General features: G+C 61.1%; 18 protein-coding genes. 14 read left to right on the top strand and 4 right to left on the bottom strand.

Annotated features, from left to right (window positions below):
• Positions 1 to 34: 34 nt before the first annotated feature.
• The 12 genes from arnC to CKW32_RS09795 all read left to right on the top strand — a co-directional run bounded on the left by arnC (position 35) and on the right by CKW32_RS09795 (position 13,065).
• Positions 35 to 1,066, top strand: a complete 1,032-nt coding sequence (gene arnC, locus CKW32_RS09850; protein WP_032885656.1) for an undecaprenyl-phosphate 4-deoxy-4-formamido-L-arabinose transferase — start codon at positions 35 to 37, stop codon at positions 1,064 to 1,066.
• Positions 1,063 to 3,054 carry a bifunctional UDP-4-amino-4-deoxy-L-arabinose formyltransferase/UDP-glucuronic acid oxidase ArnA gene (gene arnA / locus CKW32_RS09845; protein ID WP_095184758.1) on the top strand — a complete coding sequence of 664 codons (1,992 nt, stop codon included), beginning with the start codon at positions 1,063 to 1,065 and terminating at the stop codon, positions 3,052 to 3,054. The genes arnC and arnA overlap by 4 nt, the downstream gene beginning before the upstream one ends.
• Positions 3,054 to 3,938, top strand: a complete 885-nt coding sequence (arnD, locus tag CKW32_RS09840) for a 4-deoxy-4-formamido-L-arabinose-phosphoundecaprenol deformylase (RefSeq protein ID WP_032885658.1) — start codon at positions 3,054 to 3,056, stop codon at positions 3,936 to 3,938. The genes arnA and arnD overlap by 1 nt, the downstream gene beginning before the upstream one ends.
• Positions 3,935 to 5,590 carry a lipid IV(A) 4-amino-4-deoxy-L-arabinosyltransferase gene (gene arnT, locus CKW32_RS09835; RefSeq protein WP_095184757.1) on the top strand — a complete coding sequence of 552 codons (1,656 nt, stop codon included), beginning with the start codon at positions 3,935 to 3,937 and terminating at the stop codon, positions 5,588 to 5,590. The genes arnD and arnT overlap by 4 nt, the downstream gene beginning before the upstream one ends.
• Positions 5,587 to 5,934: a 4-amino-4-deoxy-L-arabinose-phosphoundecaprenol flippase subunit ArnE gene (arnE, locus tag CKW32_RS09830; RefSeq protein ID WP_095184756.1), complete on the top strand. Its 348-nt coding sequence runs from the start codon at positions 5,587 to 5,589 to the stop codon at positions 5,932 to 5,934. The genes arnT and arnE overlap by 4 nt, the downstream gene beginning before the upstream one ends.
• A complete protein-coding gene (arnF, locus tag CKW32_RS09825; RefSeq protein WP_095184755.1) occupies positions 5,931 to 6,344 on the top strand; it encodes a 4-amino-4-deoxy-L-arabinose-phosphoundecaprenol flippase subunit ArnF in 414 nt (137 codons plus the stop codon). Before arnE ends, arnF begins: the two co-directional genes overlap by 4 nt.
• On the top strand, positions 6,341 to 7,720 hold the full coding sequence (locus tag CKW32_RS09820; protein ID WP_032885662.1) for a UDP-glucose/GDP-mannose dehydrogenase family protein: 1,380 nt from the start codon (positions 6,341 to 6,343) through the stop codon (positions 7,718 to 7,720). Before arnF ends, CKW32_RS09820 begins: the two co-directional genes overlap by 4 nt.
• Positions 7,721 to 7,723: 3 nt before the next feature.
• Complete coding sequence (locus CKW32_RS09815; RefSeq protein ID WP_095184754.1) at positions 7,724 to 9,346, top strand: glycosyltransferase family 39 protein; 1,623 nt, start codon at positions 7,724 to 7,726, stop codon at positions 9,344 to 9,346.
• Between the two features lie 189 nt (positions 9,347 to 9,535).
• Positions 9,536 to 9,775: a type VI secretion system contractile sheath small subunit gene (locus CKW32_RS28810; protein ID WP_143499356.1), complete on the top strand. Its 240-nt coding sequence runs from the start codon at positions 9,536 to 9,538 to the stop codon at positions 9,773 to 9,775.
• Positions 9,776 to 9,953: 178 nt separating this feature from the next.
• Positions 9,954 to 10,664: an HPP family protein gene (locus CKW32_RS09805; RefSeq protein ID WP_095184752.1), complete on the top strand. Its 711-nt coding sequence runs from the start codon at positions 9,954 to 9,956 to the stop codon at positions 10,662 to 10,664.
• Positions 10,665 to 10,806: 142 nt separating this feature from the next.
• On the top strand, positions 10,807 to 11,910 hold the full coding sequence (locus CKW32_RS09800) for an enoyl-CoA hydratase/isomerase family protein (protein ID WP_095184751.1): 1,104 nt from the start codon (positions 10,807 to 10,809) through the stop codon (positions 11,908 to 11,910).
• A 3-nt stretch (positions 11,911 to 11,913) separates the two neighbouring features.
• Entirely contained in the window at positions 11,914 to 13,065 is a 1,152-nt protein-coding gene (locus tag CKW32_RS09795; protein WP_032885666.1) for an acyl-CoA dehydrogenase family protein, read from the top strand.
• A gap of 73 nt (positions 13,066 to 13,138) precedes the next feature.
• Here CKW32_RS09795 and CKW32_RS09790 read toward each other — a convergent pair whose 3' ends face one another.
• The 4 genes from CKW32_RS09790 to CKW32_RS09775 are packed head-to-tail and all read right to left on the bottom strand — an operon-like array spanning position 13,139 to position 17,025.
• On the bottom strand, positions 13,139 to 13,912 hold the full coding sequence (locus CKW32_RS09790; RefSeq protein ID WP_032885667.1) for an enoyl-CoA hydratase: 774 nt from the start codon (positions 13,910 to 13,912) through the stop codon (positions 13,139 to 13,141).
• 11 nt (positions 13,913 to 13,923) lie between these two features.
• Positions 13,924 to 15,051, bottom strand: coding sequence for an acyl-CoA dehydrogenase (locus tag CKW32_RS09785; protein ID WP_032885668.1), 1,128 nt, complete (start codon positions 15,049 to 15,051; stop codon positions 13,924 to 13,926).
• Between the two features lie 9 nt (positions 15,052 to 15,060).
• Positions 15,061 to 16,245 carry an acetyl-CoA C-acyltransferase gene (locus CKW32_RS09780; protein WP_032885669.1) on the bottom strand — a complete coding sequence of 395 codons (1,185 nt, stop codon included), beginning with the start codon at positions 16,243 to 16,245 and terminating at the stop codon, positions 15,061 to 15,063.
• 12 nt (positions 16,246 to 16,257) lie between these two features.
• Positions 16,258 to 17,025, bottom strand: a complete 768-nt coding sequence (locus CKW32_RS09775) for an SDR family NAD(P)-dependent oxidoreductase (protein ID WP_095184750.1) — start codon at positions 17,023 to 17,025, stop codon at positions 16,258 to 16,260.
• Between the two features lie 290 nt (positions 17,026 to 17,315).
• Here CKW32_RS09775 and CKW32_RS09770 point away from each other — a divergent pair, with 290 nt between their 5' ends.
• Both CKW32_RS09770 and CKW32_RS09765 read left to right on the top strand, forming a co-directional pair.
• On the top strand, positions 17,316 to 18,209 hold the full coding sequence (locus tag CKW32_RS09770) for a bestrophin family protein (protein ID WP_095184749.1): 894 nt from the start codon (positions 17,316 to 17,318) through the stop codon (positions 18,207 to 18,209).
• A 77-nt stretch (positions 18,210 to 18,286) separates the two neighbouring features.
• A complete protein-coding gene (locus CKW32_RS09765; RefSeq protein WP_095184748.1) occupies positions 18,287 to 19,345 on the top strand; it encodes a tetratricopeptide repeat protein in 1,059 nt (352 codons plus the stop codon).
• Positions 19,346 to 19,402 lie beyond the last annotated feature (57 nt).

Genomic DNA, 19,402 nt, shown 5'->3' with positions numbered 1-19,402 from the left:
CGCCACGCTGCTCTAACCCCGAGGTCATAAATCTTTGAAACCCTACCCTATTCATCGCGTGTCGATCGTTATCCCGGTCTACAACGAAGAAGAAAGCCTGCCTGAATTGCTGCGTCGCACCACCGCGGCGTGCAGGCAACTGGCCTACGAATACGAAATCATCCTGGTGGATGACGGTAGCCGTGACAACTCGGCCCAACTGCTGGAAGACGCTGCCGCAGAAGACGGAAGCAACGTGGTGGCTGTGATCCTCAACCGCAACTACGGCCAGCATGCCGCGATCATGGCGGGTTTCGAACAGTGCCAGGGCGAAGTGGTGATTACCCTCGATGCCGACCTGCAGAACCCACCCGAAGAAATCCCGCGCCTGGTGGAGCAAGCCGCCCTCGGCTACGACGTCGTCGCCACCGTGCGCAACAATCGCCAGGACTCGGCGTTTCGCCGCTGGCCGTCACGCCTGATCAACCTTGCCGTGCAGCGCTCTACCGGCGTGGCCATGACCGACTACGGCTGCATGCTGCGCGCTTACCGCCGCACCATCGTCGACGCCATGCTCGCCTGCCGCGAGCGCAGCACCTTTATCCCGATCCTCGCCAACGGCTTCGCCCGCCACACCACGGAAATCCTGGTGCACCACGCCGAGCGCGAACACGGCGAGTCCAAATACAGCGCCATGCGCCTGATCAGCCTGATGTTCGACCTGCTGACCTGCATGACCACCACGCCGCTGCGCCTGCTGTCTATTGTCGGCTTCAGCCTGGCAGCCCTGGGCATGCTGTTTGCCTTCGCGCTGATCGTTCTGCGCCTGGCCTTCGGTGCCGACTGGGCGGGCGACGGCCTGTTCGTGCTGTTCGCGGTGCTGTTTGTCTTCACCGGTGGCCAGTTCATCGGCATGGGCCTCTTGGGTGAATACCTGGGCCGCATGTACAGCGATGTGCGCGCCCGCCCACGCTTCTTTATCGAAAAAGTGCTGCGCAACCAACCGGCAGCACCGGCTCCTGTGGTCGTCGTTGACGGCCTGGTGTCTTCCCATACTTCCACTTCCGCCGATCAGGTTCAGTCATGAGTTCAAAAGCTGTTGTATTCGCGTACCACGATATTGGTTGTGCAGGCATTGAAGCGCTGCTCAATACCGGCTACGAAATTGCTGCTGTGTTTACCCATGCCGACGACCCCAAGGAAAACAACTTCTACGGCTCTGTTGCCCAACTGTGCGCCCGCAACGGTATCCCGGTGCATGCGCCAGAGGACGCCAACCACCCTCTGTGGATTGAGCGCATCGCCAAGCTGAACCCGGATTACATTTTCTCTTTCTACTACCGCAACCTGCTGAGCGAGCCGCTGCTGGCCACCGCCCGTAAAGGTGCGTTCAACCTGCACGGTTCGTTGCTGCCCAAGTACCGTGGCCGCGCCCCGGCCAACTGGGTGCTGGTCAACGGCGAAACCGAAACCGGCGTGACCCTGCACCGCATGGTCAAGCGTGCGGATGCCGGCGCGATCCTCGCCCAGCAAAAAGTCACCATCGAGCGTAGCGACACCGGCCTGACGCTGCATGCCAAGCTGCGTGAAGCCGCCAGCAACCTGCTGCGTGATGTCCTGCCGCAACTGGCCGAAGGCAAGCTGACTGAAACCGCACAAGACGAGAGCCAAGCCACTTACTTCGGTCGCCGCACGGCCGCAGACGGCAAGCTGGACTGGAAACACCCGGCTGAAACCCTGTTCAACCTGGTTCGCGCCGTGACTCAACCGTATCCAGGTGCTTTCTGTGCCGTGGGCGAACACAAGCTGATCGTGTGGCAAGCCGAAGTGGTCAAGGGCAACGAAGGCCTGGCACCGGGCCGGGTGATCAGCGTCAACCCGCTGCGCGTCGCCTGCGGCGAAGACTCCCTGGTGGTCAAGTTCGGCCAGCGCAACGACAACGGCCTGTACCTGGCCGGCCCTTCCCTGGCCAACGAACTGGGCCTGGTCGACGGCTCCGTGCTGCGCGGTGCCGAGTCCGGCCGCAAGCCACGTCGTACCCGCGTGCTGATCCTGGGCGTGAACGGTTTTATCGGTAACCATCTGTCCGAGCGCCTGCTGCGGGACGACCGTTATGAAGTCTACGGCCTGGACATTGGCTCCGATGCCATTGAGCGCCTGCGCAGCCACCCGAACTTCCATTACGTCGAAGGCGATATCAGCATCCACACCGAGTGGATCGAGTACCACATCAAGAAGTGCGACGTGGTCCTGCCGCTGGTGGCCATCGCCACGCCGATCGAATACACCCGCAACCCACTGCGCGTGTTCGAGTTGGACTTCGAAGAAAACCTCAAGCTGGTGCGCTACTGCGTCAAGTACAACAAGCGCGTGATCTTCCCGTCGACCTCTGAAGTCTATGGCATGTGCCAAGACCAGTATTTCGACGAAGACACTTCCAACCTGGTGGTTGGCCCGGTCAACAAACAGCGCTGGATCTACTCGGTCTCCAAGCAACTGCTGGACCGCGTGATCTGGGCCTACGGCGCCAAGGGCCTGAACTTCACGCTGTTCCGTCCGTTCAACTGGATGGGCCCACGCCTCGACCGCCTGGATTCGGCCCGTATCGGCAGCTCCCGTGCGATCACCCAACTGATCCTGAACCTGGTGGAAGGCACGCCGATCCGCCTGTTCGATGGTGGCGAGCAGAAACGCTGCTTCACCGACATCGCCGACGGTATCGAAGCCCTGGCCCGCATCATTGATAACGACAACGATGCCTGCAACGGCCAGATCATCAACATCGGTAACCCGGAAAACGAAGCCAGCATCCGCCAGTTGGGCGAAGAGCTGCTGCGTCAGTTCGAAGCGCACCCGCTGCGCAGCAACTTCCCGCCGTTCGCCGGTTTCCGCGATGTGGAGAGCAAGGCGTTCTACGGCACCGGTTACCAAGACGTGGCACACCGCAAGCCAAGCATCGAAAACGCCAAGCGCCTGCTGAGCTGGGAGCCAACCGTGGAGATGAGCGAAACCATCGGCAACACGCTGGACTTCTTCCTGCGCGAGGCCATGCTCGAAATCGCGGATAAGCGCTAATGCAGGCAGGTCTTCGCATTGACGTCGATACCTATCGGGGCACCCGTGAAGGTGTGCCACGGTTGCTCGAATCCCTGGACGAGGCCGGGGTAAAAGCGACGTTCTTCTTCAGTGTCGGGCCGGACAACATGGGGCGCCACTTGTGGCGCCTGATCCGCCCGCAATTCCTGTGGAAGATGCTGCGTTCCAACGCCGCCGGCCTGTACGGCTGGGACATCCTGCTCGCCGGCACTGCCTGGCCGGGCAAGCCGATCGGCCGTGACTTGGGGCACTTGATGCGCCAGGCCAAGGCCGCCGGTCACGAAGTCGGCCTGCACGCCTGGGATCACCATGGCTGGCAGGCCAACACCGGACGGTGGAGCGATGCACAACTGGTCGAGCAAATTCGGCGCGGCGTGGAGACCCTGAGCGACATCCTGGGCGAACGCATCGACTGTTCGGCGGCCGCCGGTTGGCGTGCCGATGAGCGAGTGGTGCAAGCCAAGCAAGGTTTCAACTTTCGCTACAACAGCGATTGCCGGGGTACCAGCCTGTTTCGGCCGACATTGGCCGATGGCAGCGCAGGTACGCCACAAATTCCGGTGGACCTGCCGACCTTCGACGAAGTCGTCGGGCCGGTGGTGGCCGCCAAAGACTTCAATAGCTTCATTCTTGACCGGTTTGCCGAGTCGAAGCTCAACGTCTACACGATCCACGCAGAAGTAGAAGGGATTCTGATGGCCAACGATTTTCGCCAGTTGCTTGCCCAGGCAGGGCAGCGCGGCATCGATTTCAAACCGCTGGGTGACTTGTTGCCTGCGGACCTGACCACCCTGCCCCAGCAACAGTTGGTGCGCGGCGCATTGAGCGGCCGTGAGGGTTGGCTTGGAGTGCAGCAGGCATGATTCGGCGTTGGGCCTTGCCCCTGCTCCTGTTAGCGTTTGGCGTGTTTTACCTGCTGCCGCTGGCCACCCATGGCCTGTGGATTCCTGATGAAACCCGCTACGCACAGATCAGCCAGGAAATGCTGCTGACCGGCAAGTGGGCTTCGCCGCACTTCATGGGGATTCGCTATTTCGAAAAGCCGGCTGCCGGTTACTGGATGATCGCGCTCGGCCAGGCGATCTTCGGGCAAAACCTGTTTGGTGTGCGCTTCGCCTCGGCGTTGAGCACCGGTTTGAGCATCCTGCTGGTGTACCTGGTGTCACGCCGGCTGTGGAATGACCCGCAAAAGAGCCTGGTCAGCACCGTGCTGTACATGAGTTTTGTCAGCGTCGCGGCCTTGGGCGGTTATGCCAACCTCGATCCGCAGTTCACCTTCTGGGTCAACCTGACCGGCGTTGCCCTGTGGTTCTGCTTCGACAGCACCTCCCGCAACGGCCGCCTGGGATCCTGGGCGCTGCTGGGTTTCGCCTGTGGCATGGGCTTTATGACCAAGGGATTCCTGGCGTGGCTGTTGCCGGTGTTGATCGCCCTGCCCTACGCGATCTGGCAGAAGCGCTTTCGCGAACTGCTCGGTTATGGGCTGGTGGCCGTGGTTGTCGCCATTGCAGTGAGCCTGCCGTGGGCACTGGCCGTGCATCTGCAAGAACCGGACTATTGGAATTTCTTCTTCTGGCACGAGCATATCCAGCGTTTTGCCGGCGAGGATGCCCAGCACGCCGAGCCTTTCTGGTATTACCTACCGCTGCTGGTCGCGTTCAGCCTGCCGTGGGTCGCACTGCTGCCGTCCACCCTGAAACAGGCGTGGCAGGAAAAACGTGCAGCGAAAACTGCCTTCCTGCTGCTGTGGCTGCTGATGCCGCTGGCGTTTTTCAGCCTGGCCAAGGGCAAGTTGCCCTCCTACATCATGCCGTGCCTGTTGCCGCTGGCGCTGCTGATGGGCTCGACACTGGCGGACAAACTCGCCGCAGGCCGCGGCCGTGTCGTGCGTATCAACGGTTGGCTGAACCTGGTGATTGGCGTCGCGGCGTTACTGGCGCTGACGTGGTTTCAACTGAAGAAGCCCGTCTACGAACACGGTCAGGAAACCCTCAGCCTGGTGCTGGTGTTTGTCTTCCTGTTCGGCTGGATCATCGTCAACCTGCTGCAAGCGTCACGCCCGCTGCGCCTGTGGGCAGCGCCGGTAGTCGGCAGTTGGTTGCTGGTGGCGTTGGTACCGGCCGCACTGCCCCATTCGGTGGTTTACAACAAGACTCCGGACCAGTTCATCATCGATCACCTCCAGGAGCTGAGCCAGACCAGCGCGTTGCTGAGCAATGACCTGGGTGCAGCCTCCGCCTTGGCCTGGCGCGTCAAGCGCCCGGACGTGACCCTCTATAACACCGTCGGCGAAGTGAAATATGGCTTGGCCTTTGACGATGCGGCCCATCACAAGGTCGGCACCACACAGGTCCAGCAGTGGATGAGCGACGCACGTAAACACGGCGCCGTCGGGGTGGTCATGCGCGTGAAGGGTGACGACGAAATCGCCGAGGTGGACTTGCTGCCCAAAGACGGCAAGCGCTACGAGCAAGGCAATATCGTGATCCTGGTGTTCCCGCAGGTTGCGCCATGATCACGCTATGCCTGTTATTGGCCGCCTGCCTGCTGACATGCATGGGCCAGATTTCGCAAAAATTCGCCGTGGAAAGCTGGCGCGACCAGCCCGACGGTTGGGCGCTGAAGCTGCGCTCGCCGTGGCTGTGGTCGGCCCTGCTGTGCCTGGGTTTTGGTTTGCTGGTGTGGTTGCTGGTGTTGCAGCGCCTGGAAGTCGGTATCGCCTACCCGATGCTCAGCCTCAATTTTGTCCTGGTCACGCTGGTGGCGCGCTTTGTGTTCAAGGAACACATCGACACACGGCATTGGCTGGGTGTCGTGCTGGTGATTGCCGGTGTGGTGCTGTTGGGGCGCCAGGTATGAGCCGCGTGCGTGGTTTTGCCCTGGCCCTGAGCAGCGTTGGCCTGGTCAGCGCCGCCCAATTGGGCATGCGCTGGAGCATGACGCGCCTGCCCTTGCCCACCGAATGGCTGGCGGCGTTGAACAGCAACGCCATCGACTTCGCTGCGTTGGGCGTGGTGAGCCTGGCGATCTTCGCCTACGCGCTGTCGATGCTCTGCTGGCTCGGCGCGCTCAAGCACCTGCCCCTTGGCCGCGCCTATTCATTGCTCAGCATCAGCTATGCGCTGGTGTACCTGTTGGCCGCCAGCCTCCCGGTGTTCAACGAACATTTTTCCGTTTCAAAAACCCTGGGGGTGGCGCTTGTCATCCTCGGTGTGCTGATCATCAACTCTCGTCGTGCCAGTGCTACTCGTCCCAGGAATGCCCCATGAAAATCAGTGTATTTGGTAGTGGTTACGTCGGCCTGGTACAGGCCACCGTATTAGCCGAAGTCGGTCACGATGTGATCTGCATGGACGTCGATCAAAACAAGGTCAAGCTGCTGCAGCAAGGCCACGTGAGTATCTTCGAACCGGGACTGGCCGCCATGGTCAAGGAGAACCTGGAAAGCGGCCGCCTGAATTTCACTTTCGATGAGAAGCTCGCCGTCGAACACGGTGAAGTGCTGTTTATCGCCGTCGGCACGCCGTCGGACGAAGATGGCTCGGCCGACTTGAAGTACGTGCTGTCGGTGGGCGACGCCGTGGCCCGTCATCGAGTGGCCCCGGTAATCCTGGTGGAAAAGTCCACGGTACCCGTGGGCACCGGCGACACCCTGCGCGCCCATATCGAAAAAGCCCTGCACGTCGCTGGCCGGCACCTGGAGTTCGATATCGTCTCCAACCCGGAATTCCTCAAGGAAGGCTCGGCGGTTGCCGACTGTCGCCGTCCGGATCGCATCATCATCGGCTGTGAGCGCGAAGAAGTGCGCGAGGTGATGCGCGATCTGTACGCGCCGTTCAACCGCAACCACGACCGCATCATCTTCATGGACCTGCGCAGCGCCGAGCTGACCAAGTACGCCGCCAACTGCATGCTGGCCACCAAGATCAGCTTTATCAACCAGATCGCCGAGCTGGCCGAGCACCTGGGGGCGGATATCGAAGCCGTGCGCCTGGGCATCGGTGCCGACTCGCGCATCGGCTATCACTTTATCTACCCCGGTTGCGGTTACGGCGGTTCATGTTTTCCCAAAGACATGCGCGCCTTGATCCACAGCGCCAAACAGGCCAACTGCTCCAGCGACCTGTTGGAAGCCGTAGAAGCGATCAACCAACGCCAGAAGAGCAAGCTGTTCGAGCGCGTCAATGCGTTCTTCCAAGGCAATCTGCGCGGCAAGACCTTCGCCCTGTGGGGCCTTGCGTTCAAGCCCAACACCGACGACATGCGCGATGCACCCAGCCGCGTGCTGATGGAAGCGCTGTGGGCTGCCGGCGCCAACGTGCGCGCGTTCGACCCGGAAGCCATGCAGGAAACCCAGCGCCTCTACGGCGACGAAGAACGGCTGATGCTGATGGGCACGCCGGAGTCCACTCTGGTTGGCGCCGATGCGCTGATCGTGTGCACCGAGTGGCAGCAGTTCAAAGCCCCCGATTTCGACCTGATCCACCAGCGCCTGAAAACCCCGGTGATCTTCGATGGCCGCAACCTGTATGACGGCGAGCGCCTGTCGCGCAAGGGCTTCCAGTACTTCCCGATAGGGCGAGGCGACTCATGTCAGTTGCCGATTCCGCAGCAGCAGTGGGTGCCACAGGTCGTGGAAGCCTGATACGTGAACACAGCCCGACCGCCTTTGCTGAGTGCCACGATCCGCCGCCAATCCCTCTGCCTGGGATTGCTGGCGCTGTTGCTGTTTATCGCCGGCAGTTGGCACCAGGCGATTATCGGCTTCGACTCACGTTTCGTGCTGTTCGCCCAGGAAATGCTGCGCCATGGGCCGGGCTTTTTTCCCACCACTTACGGCCAGCCGTATGCTGATTATCTGGCCACCTCGACCCTGATGACCTGGCTGTTGTCGCTGCCCCTGGGCCAGGTCACCAGCCTCACGGCCTGGCTGCCCACTTCGATGGCCTCGGCACTGATCGTCATCCTGGTGTATCGCCTCACGGCGCCCTACTCCCAGCGCTGGGGCTTGTTGAGCATTGCGGTGCTGCTGTTGAGCACCACCTTTATCAGCGAAACCCGCGCCGTGTCCCTGGACCAGATGCTCGCCGCGATCACCTTGACGGTGTTTTATCTGGGTTACGCCCATGATCATTTCTCTGCGGGTAAACGCCTGCACTGGCTGTTTGTGCTCTTGATCCTGGGGTTTGCGATACGCGGGCCAATTGGCCTGGTCGTGCCCACCGGTGTGCTGTGCAGCTATTACCTGATCAACCGGCAATGGCGCCAACTGCTCAGCTTCGGCCTCCTGGCGCTGGCGCTGCTGCTGGCCTGTGTCGGCCTGCTCTTGCTGATGGCCAAACTCAGTGGCGGTGAGCGTTTCATGCAGGACGTGATCCGCATGCAGTTCCTCGGGCGCATGGATGGCAGCGAAGGCAGCAGCGGTGTGCTGTATTACTTCACCAGCTCCCTGGGTAATTACGCCTTGGCCTATCCCCTGGCGTTGCTGGTGCTGCTGGCAGTAGCAACCGGTGGGCGGCGCACGCCGGAGCCGGCCTTGCAATTGGTGCTGTACTGCGCCGCTGCAGGCTTGCTGGTGATGGTTGGCCTGTCGATTCCCCAGGCGAAAAAGGCACGCTATGTACTGCCGATGCTGCCCATGGCGGCGATTATTGCGGCGTATCCCTTTTACGGTGCACGCGGGCGGCTTTTCGCCTGGCTGCGCGGCCTGATGCTGGGTTTATGGACGCTGCTGCCTACGCTGCTGATCGCCGGGCTGCTGTTCGTGCGCCCACGTTATCCGGAACAACTGAGCCATCTGGGCTTGGTGCTAGGTGTGCTTGGTGCGCTGCAGGCATTGGCGCTGTTGTCGTTGTTCGTCTCTCGTCTACGGCCGGTCGGGCCGGCCTTCACTGCGGCGTTGGCGGTGTGGGCTACCTATATCCTGGTGGTGGAACCGCTGGAGCGCAGTGTCTATGACACCCGCACATTTACCTTGAACGTTCATGAGCAGGTGATGCAGCAGCGTGCCCCCGTGGTCTTGCACGGTTTGGGCAAAGACGCCAAGGCCATCAAATACATGGTCAACCTCGACTGCGATCAGGTGCCGTTGTTTACCCAGCAAGCTGCTGACCTGACGCCGCTGCAAGGGCCAGCCTGGCTGGTGATGAGCGAAGAGGATTTCCGCGCGCTTAAAGATCCGCGCTTTGCCACGCTCACGCCGACCTTAACGGGTGAGTTCGATCGCAACACCTTTGTCCTGCTGTACCTGGCCAAACCCCCACAGCCTTGAGTCGACCCGGAAGAATCCTACGCAGCTATGCGTAATGGCTGGTGTCATTTCACTTTCCGGGGGTTGAAACCCAACTGTAAACTCGATGGCCATGTGGGGTAGGTCTTTACCGCCACAGGCCATGGAACACAACAAGGACGTTAAGAGCGGCAGCCATCACTGCGGCTCACTTCGCGAGAGGACAATGCCGTGCCAAATGATCGTTTACCTGATACTCCTGCTGCCTTGAACCGGGATGAAGTGCATATCGGCTACCTGCCCATTCCGCCGTTGGATCGACTGATGTCGCTACGCAACGCTCTGGTGGCACTCAAAGGTCCCCTCTCTGGCGAGCCAGGGCTCCTGGAAAACCTGCAAAAGCATATGTTCAACGAAGAAACCGATATCCGCGTATTGGGCAAACTGAACACCGCGTACATTCCCCTCTAGTGAAATGGGTTTTAATTCAATATTTATGCATTAAAACCTCATTAATATGCATTGGCGCCGATAATCGAGGCGCGGCACACTGCGCAGGTTCCTCCCCCAAATGCAGGAACGTTCAAAGGGCTTTTCCGGGAAACCAGACAAGCCTTTTTTTTGCCCGCCGTTTATGGATTTCTTTTCAATGCTCGCTCGCTGGTTTCCCGCTGCAATCAATACTCGTCCTACCGAATGGAGCCGGGCCGCCATTGGCATGGCACTGGGTACATTGTTCAGTGTCTGGCTCTGTGCCCAGGTATTTGGCATGGAAGTGGCGCTGCACCTGCTCGGCCCGCTAGGGGCCTCGGCGGTGTTGTTGTTTGCCGTCTCCTCCGGTGCGCTGGCGCAACCCTGGTCGATCATCGGCAGCTACCTGTGCGCCGGTGTCGTAGCATTGCTGGTCGCGCGGGTTCTCGGACGCACCTTGGGCGGCGCTTGCCTGGCGGCCGGCATGGCAGTGGTGTTGATGTGCTGGCTGCGTTGCCTGCACCCGCCCGCAGGTGGCCTGGCCATGACCCTGGTGCTGGCCGACCCGGCTTCCGCCGCACTGGGCTGGCATGAGTTGGGCGCTGTGCTGCTCGGCGCCAGCGCCCTGCTGGCATGTGCGCTGGCCTACAACAACGCCACTCGCACGCGTTATCCCAAGGGTGCTGTCGAGTCCCCTTCGGCCGTATTGAATACCCCCGATGCAGCGCGAAACCCTGCCGTGACCGCCGCCGATTTGAAGCTGGCGCTTGCCGAGATGGAGCAGTTCTACGACGTGGCGCCCGCAGAGCTTGAACAACTGATTCACGCGGCCGAAACCCACGCGCGCCGTCGCAGCATCGGCGAAGTACTGGCCAACCGCATGCCCTGAGCAGAGGCCCGGGCGCCCTGCATAAATGCAACAACCACCTGCATGATTCCGGGTTGTACTGCGCAAATTTGCACTGGTACGATCGCGAGATGGTTCGTCCGCGAACATCTTGATAAAGAACAATAAAAGCAGGGAGTTAGAGATGACTGCTCAGGTTTCATCCGAAGCAAGCCGCGCCGATTCGCCTCAGGAAGAGGTACTGGCCGACGTCCGCAACCATATCGGCCACCTCACGCTTAACCGCCCTGCGGGTTTAAACGCAATCACCCTCGACATGGTTCGCAGCCTGACCCGGCACCTGGAGGCCTGGTCCGACGATCCATCGGTCTACGCCGTGGTCCTGCGCGGCACCGGCGACAAAGCCTTCTGTGCCGGCGGCGATATTCGTTCCCTGTACGACAGCTTCAAGAATGGCGACACCCTTCACGAAGATTTCTTCGTCGAGGAATACGCCCTCGACCTCGCCATCCACCACTACCGTAAGCCCGTGCTGGCGTTGATGGACGGGTTTGTCCTCGGCGGTGGCATGGGCCTGGTGCAAGGTGCCGATTTACGCGTCGTTACCGAGCGCAGCCGCCTGGGCATGCCGGAAGTGGCCATTGGTTATTTTCCAGACGTGGGTGGCAGCTATTTCCTGCCGCGCATTCCGGGCGAACTGGGGATTTACCTCGGCGTCACCGGCGTGCAGATCCGCGCCGCCGATGCACTGTATTGCGGTTTGGCGGACTGGTACCTCGACAGCAACAAGCTCGCCGACCTGGACCAGAAACTCGACCACCTGCAATGGCACGACTCTGCGCTCAAAGACTTGCAAGGTGTGTTGGCAAAGCTTGCGGTGCAGCAGCTGCCCGATGCGCCTTTGGCAGCCTTGCGCCCGGCGATCGACCATTTCTTCGGGTTGCCGGATGTGCCGAGCATCGTTGAGCAATTACAGGCCGTCACCGTTGCCGACAGCCATGAATGGGCGCTCAACACGGCCCACCTGATGCAGACCCGCTCGCCCCTGGCCATGGCCGTGACTTTGCAAATGTTGCGCAAAGGCCGCCGCCTGTCGTTGGAACAGTGTTTCGCCTTGGAACTGCACTTGGACCGGCAATGGTTCAAGCGCGGCGACCTGATCGAAGGCGTGCGCGCCCTGATCATCGACAAGGACAAAACCCCGCGCTGGAACCCGCCAACGTTGCATGGGCTATCAGTTGCCCACGTCGAAAGCTTCTTCCAACAGTTCGAGCAAATTGCGAGATAAGCCATGCAAGACATTGAATACACTGAAGAACAAGTGATGATCCGCGACATGGCGCGTGACTTCGCCCGACGTGAAATCGCCCCATCTGCCCAAGCCTGGGAAAAAGCCGGCTGGATTGACGACAACCTGGTAGCCAAGATGGGCGAACTCGGCCTGCTGGGCATGGTGGTCCCGGAAGAATGGGGCGGCACCTACGTCGACTACGTGGCTTATGCCCTGGCGGTGGAAGAGATTTCCGCCGGCGATGGCGCCACCGGCGCACTGATGAGTATCCACAATTCAGTGGGTTGCGGGCCGATCCTCAACTACGGCACAACGGCGCAGAAAGAAACCTGGTTGGCAGAACTTGCCAGTGGCCAAGCGATTGGCTGCTTCTGCCTGACCGAACCCCAGGCCGGTTCCGAAGCCCACAATCTGCGCACTCGCGCTGAGCTGCGTGACGGCCAGTGGGTGATCAACGGCGCCAAGCAATTCGTCAGCAACGGCAAGCGCGCCAAGTTGGCTATCGTGTTTGCCGTGACTGATCCGAACTTGGGCAAGAAAGGCATTTCCGCTTTCCTAGTGCCCACCGACACCCCTGGCTTTGTGGTGGACCGCACCGAACACAAGATGGGCATTCGCGCTTCTGACACCTGTGCCGTCACCCTCAACCAATGCACAGTTCCCGAAGCCAACTTACTGGGCGAGCGCGGCAAAGGCCTGGCGATTGCGCTGTCGAACCTGGAAGGTGGCCGCATCGGTATCGCCGCCCAGGCCCTGGGTATCGCGCGAGCAGCGTTTGAAGCGGCGCTGGCCTACGCCCGGGACCGGGTGCAGTTCGACAAGGCGATCATCGAGCATCAGAGCGTGGCTAATTTGCTGGCGGACATGCAGACCCGCTTGAACGCGGCCCGCCTGCTGATCCTGCACGCAGCGCGCCTGCGCAGTGCCGGCAAGCCGTGCCTGTCGGAAGCGTCACAAGCCAAACTGTTTGCCTCGGAAATGGCGGAGAAGGTCTGCTCGTCAGCGATGCAGATACATGGCGGCTACGGCTACCTGGAGGATTACCCGGTGGAGCGTTACTACCGGGATGCGCGGATCACGCAGATTTACGAGGGGACCAGCGAGATTCAGCGGATGGTGATTGCTAGGGAACTCAAGAACTACCAGCTCTGACAGACACCAACGAACTACTGTGGGAGGAGGCAAGCCCCCTCCCACATGTGCACTTCAGTACATGAAGATTGGCTTACTTATCCTTGAACTCTGGCGCGCGCTTGGCCACAAACGCCGCCATACCTTCCTTCTGATCCAGCGTCGCAAACGCCGCATGGAACACACGGCGCTCAAAGCGCACGCCTTCGGACAGGCTCACTTCAAACGCACGGTTCACGCTTTCCTTAACCATCATGCTGATTGGCACCGACTTGCCAGCAATCAGCGTGGCGACCTTCAGCGCTTCATCCAGCAGCTCATCGGCCGGCACGATGCGCGCGACAATCCCACAACGCTCCGCTTCCACCGCATCGATAAAGCGCCCGGTCAGGCACATTTCCATGGCCTTGGCCTTGCCTACCGCGCGGGTCAGGCGCTGGGTGCCGCCCATGCCGGGCAGGACGCCGAGGTTGATCTCTGGCTGGCCGAATTTGGCGCCATCACCCGCCAGGATGAAGTCGCACATCAGCGCCAGTTCGCAGCCGCCGCCCAAAGCAAAACCGTTGACGGCGGCAATGATCGGCTTGCGGCGGTTGGCCACGCGGTCGCTGTCGCTGAACAGGTCATCGAGGTAAATCTGCGGGTAGGTCAGCTCGGCCATTTCCTTGATATCGGCGCCGGCCGCAAAGGCTTTCTTCGAACCGGTCAGCACGATGCAGCCGATGTGCGGATTGGCTTCCAGATCATCCAGTGCATGGTTCAACTCACTGACCAGCTGCGCATTCAGCGCATTCAGGGCTTGCGGACGATTCAGGGTAATCAGCCCGACGCGGCCCTGGACGTCGAGCAAAATGGTTTCGTAACTCATGTATCGGCTCCTTAGAGATTGCGTGAGATGACCATGCGTTGAATATCGCTGGTGCCTTCGTAGATCTGGCAGACCCGCACATCGCGGTAGATCCGCTCCAGAGGAAAGTCGCTCAGGTAACCGTAACCGCCCAAGGTTTGCAAGGCGGCCGAACAGACTTTTTCGGCCATTTCCGAGGCAAACAGCTTGGCCATCGACGCTTCCACCAGCGCCGGCTTGCCACTGTCGCGCAAGGCGGCGGCGTAATGCACCATCTGCCGCGCCACGGCGATTTGCGTGGCCATGTCGGCGAGTCGGAAGGCTACCGCCTGGTGTTCGATCAGTGGTTTGCCGAAACTCTCGCGCTCGCGGGCGTAGTCGCGCGCCGCTTCAAACGCGGCACGGGCCATGCCCACTGCTTGCGAGGCGATGCCCACGCGGCCGCCTTCGAGGTTGGCCAGGGCGATCTTGTAGCCTTCACCCTCCTCACCCAAACGGTTGGCCACCGGGACCTTCACGTCTTCAAACAGAATCTGGCACGTGTCGGACGCATGCTGCCCCAACTTGTCCTCGACCCGCGCGACGCTGTAGCCCGGCGAATCGGTGGGCACGATAAACGCGCTGATCCCGCGTTTGCCTGCCGCCGGATCGGTAACGGCAAACACAATCACCACCCCAGCGTTTTGCCCGGAGGTGATGAACTGTTTACAACCGTTGAGCACGTAGTGGTCACCGTCCAGGCGCGCGCGGGTTTTCAGGCTGCTGGCGTCGGAACCGGCCTGCGGTTCGGTCAGGGCAAAGGCCCCCAGCATGGCGCCGCTGGCCAGAGGCGTGAGGAACTGCGTTTTTTGCTGGTCGTTGCCGAACTTGAGGATGGGCACGCAACCCACCGAGTTGTGCACGCTCATGATGGTGGAGCAGGCTCCATCACCGGCGGCAATTTCTTCCAGGGCCATGGCGTAAGCCAGGTAGCCGGTATCGCAACCGCCCCATTGTTCCGGCACCAGCATGCCGAAAAACCCCAGTTCGGCCATCTCGCCGATGGCTTCCTTGGGAAAGCGGTGCTCGCGATCCCATTCGGCGGCGAAAGGTTTGAGACGTTCCTGGGCAAATTGCCGGGCCGCGTCGCTGATTTGCAGTTGTTCGTCATTGGGCAGCATCGTGGCTCCTTAATACAGGCATTCGACGGCCATGGCTGTGGCTTCACCACCGCCGATGCAGATCGCGGCAACGCCACGCTTGAGGCCCTTCTGGCGCAGGGCCGAGAGCAAGGTCACCAGGATGCGGGCACCCGAGGCACCAATCGGGTGGCCGAGGGCGCAGGCACCGCCGTGCACGTTGACCTTGGAATGGGGGATTTGCAGCTTGCTCATGGTCACCAGGCTGACCACCGCGAAGGCTTCGTTGATCTCGAACAGATCCACTTCATCAAGGTTCCAGCCGGTCTTGCTCATCAATTTGCGAATCGCACCCACTGGCGCCACGGGAAACAGCCCCGGCTCATCGGCAAATGCAGCATGCCCATGGATCACCGCCAACGGCTTGAGCCCACGTTTGTGCGCCTCGGACTCGCGCATCAGCAGCAGCGCCGCAGCACCGTCGGAAATCGAGCTGGAGTTGGCCGCTGTCACCGTGCCGCCTTCGCGGAACGCCGGTTTGAGGCTGGCAATCTTGTCCAGCTTGGCTTTGGGGGGCTGCTCATCGTGCAGAATGGTTTTTTGCTCTTTGCCGACAGTGACCTGTACCGGGACGATTTCGGCAGCGAAGTTGCCGTGGGTGATCGCCTCCTGAGCGCGGGTCAGGGAGGCAATGGCGAAGGCATCCTGGGCTTCACGGGTGAAGCCGTTATGCAGGGCGCAGTCTTCGGCGAAGGTGCCCATCAGGCGGCCCTTGTCGTAAGCGTCTTCCAGCCCGTCGAGGAACATGTGGTCGAGGACGCGGCCATGACCCATGCGGTAGCCACTGCGGGCGCGGTCCAGCAAATACGGCGCGTTGGACATGCTCTCCATACCGCCAGCAATCACCACATCGACACTGCCCGCCAGCAGTGAATCATGGGCCAGGATGGCGGCTTCCATACCTGAGCCGCACATCTTGTTGAGGGTGGTGCAACGGGTGGACTTGTCCAACCCGGCGCCCAATGCCGCTTGCCGCGCTGGCGCCTGGCCCAGGCCAGCAGGGAGTACGCAGCCAAACAGCACTTCATCCACGGCGTCGGTGGCGATACCGGCGCGCTCAACCGCTGCACGAATAGCGGCGGCACCGAGTTGAGGCGCGGTCAGTCCCTTGAGGTCACCCTGGAACCCGCCCATGGGCGTGCGCACGGCGCTGACAATCACGATGGGATCAGTCATGGGTCACTCTCCTTACTTGGCTGCCATGCGCAAGGCGCCGTCAAGACGGATCACCTCGCCATTGAGCATGCTGTTTTCAATGATGTGCCGCACCAGTGCGGCGTATTCGGCAGGCTTGCCCAGGCGTGGCGGGAATGGCACGCCGGCGGCCAGGGAGTCGCGCACTTGCGGCGTCATGCCGGCCATCATGGGCGTCTCGAAGATACCGGGAGCGATGGTCATTACGCGAATACCGAAACGCGCCAATTCACGAGCCGCGGGCAGTGTGAGGCTGGCGATGGCACCTTTGGAGGCCGCATACGCAGCCTGACCGATTTGCCCATCGAAGGCGGCCACGGAAGCGGTATTGATGATCACGCCGCGTTCACCGTCGGCATTCGCTTCGGTTTCCGCAATGGCCGCAGCGGCCAGGCGTAACAGGTTGAAGCTGCCGATCAGGTTGACGTTGATCACCTGGGCGAAGTTCGCCAGCACGTGAGGGCCGTTCTTGCCGAGAATTTTCTCGCCGCGCACCACGCCTGCGCAATTGACCAACCCGTGCAAGCCGCCAAAGGCCGAAACCGTGGCTTGAACGGCGGTTTCAGCAGCAGCTTCCTGGCTGATGTCGGCCACCGCACTGCGGGCGTTTTCACCCAATTGCTTGGCCTTGGCGGCGACCGCTTCGGCGTTCAAATCCACCAGCATCACCTTGGCACCAGCGGCGATCAGCATCTCAGCGGTGGCCGCGCCGAGGCCCGAAGCGCCGCCGCTGACCAGAAAAACCTTGTTTTCAATCTGCATCATTGTTTCCTTGAACGATGGACCGGGTAACGAGCGTAGGGCCCTGATAGTCGCTTGGGTGCTGCACAGCGACAATGGTCAAAGCTTTCAACATGGCTGACTGGTTTGGCCAAGGGGGCAAGGCACTGGTGGTGAGCGGACTTGCTCCGCCCACCACAGAGGCCTGCTTGACACAGAAGCTGGCGCACCTCCGATCATAGACCCCACCGATCAGCCGGTAGGCCCAAGCGATTGGACGCCCTCCCTATCAGCTTCTAACCTGATGGTCTGCGCCACCAAAGAAGCCCCCCATGATCGTGCGTCCTAAACCCAATCTCCTGGGTATCCTGTTTTCCCTCAAAGGTTCGATTGCCAAGCGCATCGCCTTGCGCAGCCTACTGGTCACGTTGCTGGCGTCAGTGATCGTGCTCGTGGAAACCCTGCACCCCGCGTACTTCTCCAAGGTCAACGCCACGCCCTTCACCTTGCTCGGGCTCTCGTTGTCGATCTTCATGAGCTTTCGCAACAATGCCTGCTATGACCGTTGGTGGGAGGGCCGCAAGCAGTTGGGGCAGATGATCATCGAGGTGCGCTCGCTGATCCGTGAAACACAAGTACTCGCCGATGCCGCTGAACGTGCGCGCGTGTTGCGCGGGCTGGGGGGCTTTGCCCATGGGTTGATCGCACGACTGCGCCATGAAAATGAAGCTCAGGCGATAGAGCCCTGGGCCAGTGTGGAAGCGGACCATCCCAACCTGCCGGACCGTGTGCTGCAACAGCTCGGCGGGCGGTTTTCGGTACTGGCTCAGCAGGGCGTCATCAGCGAGTGGCGCTACACCCAGCTGGAAACCCGCTTGGTCAGCCTGAGTCAGGTTCAGGCCTCGTGCGAGCGGATAAAGACCACGCCACTGCCCTTCCCTTACACGCTGCTTTTGCACCGCACCATCTACCTGTTCTGTATTCTGCTGCCCTTCGCCATGGCCGAACCTCTGGGCTGGCTGACACCGGTGTTCACCGCCATTGTCAGCTACACCTTTTTTGGCCTGGATGAAATCGGCGATGACCTGGAAGACCCGTTCGGCTTTGATGAAAACGACCTGCCCTGCAATGCGCTCCTACGCACCTTGGAGCGCGAGATTCTCGCGGCGCTGGGCGAAACCGAACTGCCAGCGCCCTTGGAGCCAGTGGAGTACGTGCTCACCTGACGCCGGTTTGACACCTGCCCTGGTCTGACCGAAGCTGACGGCCTTTGTAATAGCTACTCAAGCTTTCGGACGCCTGCATGTCAAAGTCACGCCGTTACGCCATCGTCGGCCTGTGCGCCCTGTTCTTCATTGTGCTGCTCACCTGGTATTTCTCCCGCTCCGCCCCGGTGGCTGTGGCTCCCGCGATTGCCCATGGCTACGCCAAAGCGCTGAAACAGGCGCGTAACGGCGAGCCTGGCGCCGCCCGAGTGCTGTATCAGCAATTGGGCCGCCCGGACCTGACCGATGAGCGCCGCGCCGCCCTGCATGCCGAACTGCACAACTATCCAAGCCCCCAGGCCCTGAAGCTGGCGGATAAAGACCTGATCAATGAATCGCCGGTGGTGCGCGAAGCGGCGATCCACAGCATTGTCGGCCTGGTGCCCACGGGCCAGCGCACCCTGCTGCTGGGCCCGGCGCTGGATGACCCCGAGCAAAGCGTGCGCTTTGCCGCCGCCAATGCCTTGCTCGGCCTTTCGCCGGACACCCTTGGCCTGTATTTCGGGCCGCTGCAGCAGGTGTTGGACGAATTCGTGAAATACCTCAAGGCCCAGCCCGAAACCGCCGAGGGGTGGATCCAGCTGGCACGCCTCTACATCCACAGCGCGCTGTTGCCGGAGGCGCAACAGGCCCTGGAACAGGCGATGCGTTTGCAACCGGACAACCTGCAAGCAGTGGTCGCGCAGATCGAGCTGTTGGATAAGCAAGGCAAGACCGACGAGTCCCGCCAATTGCTGGCGCGGCAGTTGGCGTCTCACCCCGAATCCGCCTACTTGCAACACGCCCTCGGCATGTGGCTGCTGCACCATGGCGAGCGGCCTTATGCCCTCCTCGGCCTGTCCAAAGCGGTAGAGCTTGAGCCGGATAATCAGGATTACCGCTACGACCTGGCCACCACCCTGCACGACCAGCAGGAGCTGGAGGCAGCGCAGCGCCAATTGGAAGAAATCGTCCAGCGCCACCCGGCCAATCGCAAGGCTCGGGTGCTGCTGGTCAACTACTGGAAAGAGAGTGGGCAGTTGCAGAATGTCCAAGTGCTGCTGGCTCAGCTTGAGCAACAGAATCCGGACGATCCGGCCTTGCAGCAAGGGCTCTAAGACACGCCACGACACCTCGCGGACGGCTCGCCTGTACCGATAAATTGAGCCGTTTGT

The sequence above is a fragment of the Pseudomonas sp. Irchel 3H9 genome (assembly GCF_900187495.1).
Lineage (GTDB): Bacteria > Pseudomonadota > Gammaproteobacteria > Pseudomonadales > Pseudomonadaceae > Aquipseudomonas > Aquipseudomonas sivasensis.
This window is presented reverse-complemented; position numbering and strand designations above follow the sequence as displayed.

Bases quoted from the DNA above. Each gene is read 5' to 3' on its own strand.
- CKW32_RS09795 (WP_032885666.1), top strand. From the start codon at position 11,914: ATGCAAGACATTGAATACACTGAAGAACAAGTGATGATCCGCGACATG.
- CKW32_RS09790 (WP_032885667.1), bottom strand. From the start codon at position 13,912: ATGAGTTACGAAACCATTTTGCTCGACGTCCAGGGCCGCGTCGGGCTG.
- CKW32_RS09770 (WP_095184749.1), top strand. From the start codon at position 17,316: ATGATCGTGCGTCCTAAACCCAATCTCCTGGGTATCCTGTTTTCCCTC.
- arnF (WP_095184755.1), top strand. From the start codon at position 5,931: ATGAGCCGCGTGCGTGGTTTTGCCCTGGCCCTGAGCAGCGTTGGCCTG.
- arnA (WP_095184758.1), top strand. From the start codon at position 1,063: ATGAGTTCAAAAGCTGTTGTATTCGCGTACCACGATATTGGTTGTGCA.
- CKW32_RS09785 (WP_032885668.1), bottom strand. From the start codon at position 15,051: ATGCTGCCCAATGACGAACAACTGCAAATCAGCGACGCGGCCCGGCAA.
- CKW32_RS09780 (WP_032885669.1), bottom strand. From the start codon at position 16,245: ATGACTGATCCCATCGTGATTGTCAGCGCCGTGCGCACGCCCATGGGC.
- arnE (WP_095184756.1), top strand. From the start codon at position 5,587: ATGATCACGCTATGCCTGTTATTGGCCGCCTGCCTGCTGACATGCATG.
- arnT (WP_095184757.1), top strand. From the start codon at position 3,935: ATGATTCGGCGTTGGGCCTTGCCCCTGCTCCTGTTAGCGTTTGGCGTG.
- arnD (WP_032885658.1), top strand. From the start codon at position 3,054: ATGCAGGCAGGTCTTCGCATTGACGTCGATACCTATCGGGGCACCCGT.
- CKW32_RS09820 (WP_032885662.1), top strand. From the start codon at position 6,341: ATGAAAATCAGTGTATTTGGTAGTGGTTACGTCGGCCTGGTACAGGCC.
- CKW32_RS09765 (WP_095184748.1), top strand. From the start codon at position 18,287: ATGTCAAAGTCACGCCGTTACGCCATCGTCGGCCTGTGCGCCCTGTTC.
- CKW32_RS09805 (WP_095184752.1), top strand. From the start codon at position 9,954: ATGCTCGCTCGCTGGTTTCCCGCTGCAATCAATACTCGTCCTACCGAA.
- CKW32_RS09800 (WP_095184751.1), top strand. From the start codon at position 10,807: ATGACTGCTCAGGTTTCATCCGAAGCAAGCCGCGCCGATTCGCCTCAG.
- CKW32_RS09775 (WP_095184750.1), bottom strand. From the start codon at position 17,025: ATGCAGATTGAAAACAAGGTTTTTCTGGTCAGCGGCGGCGCTTCGGGC.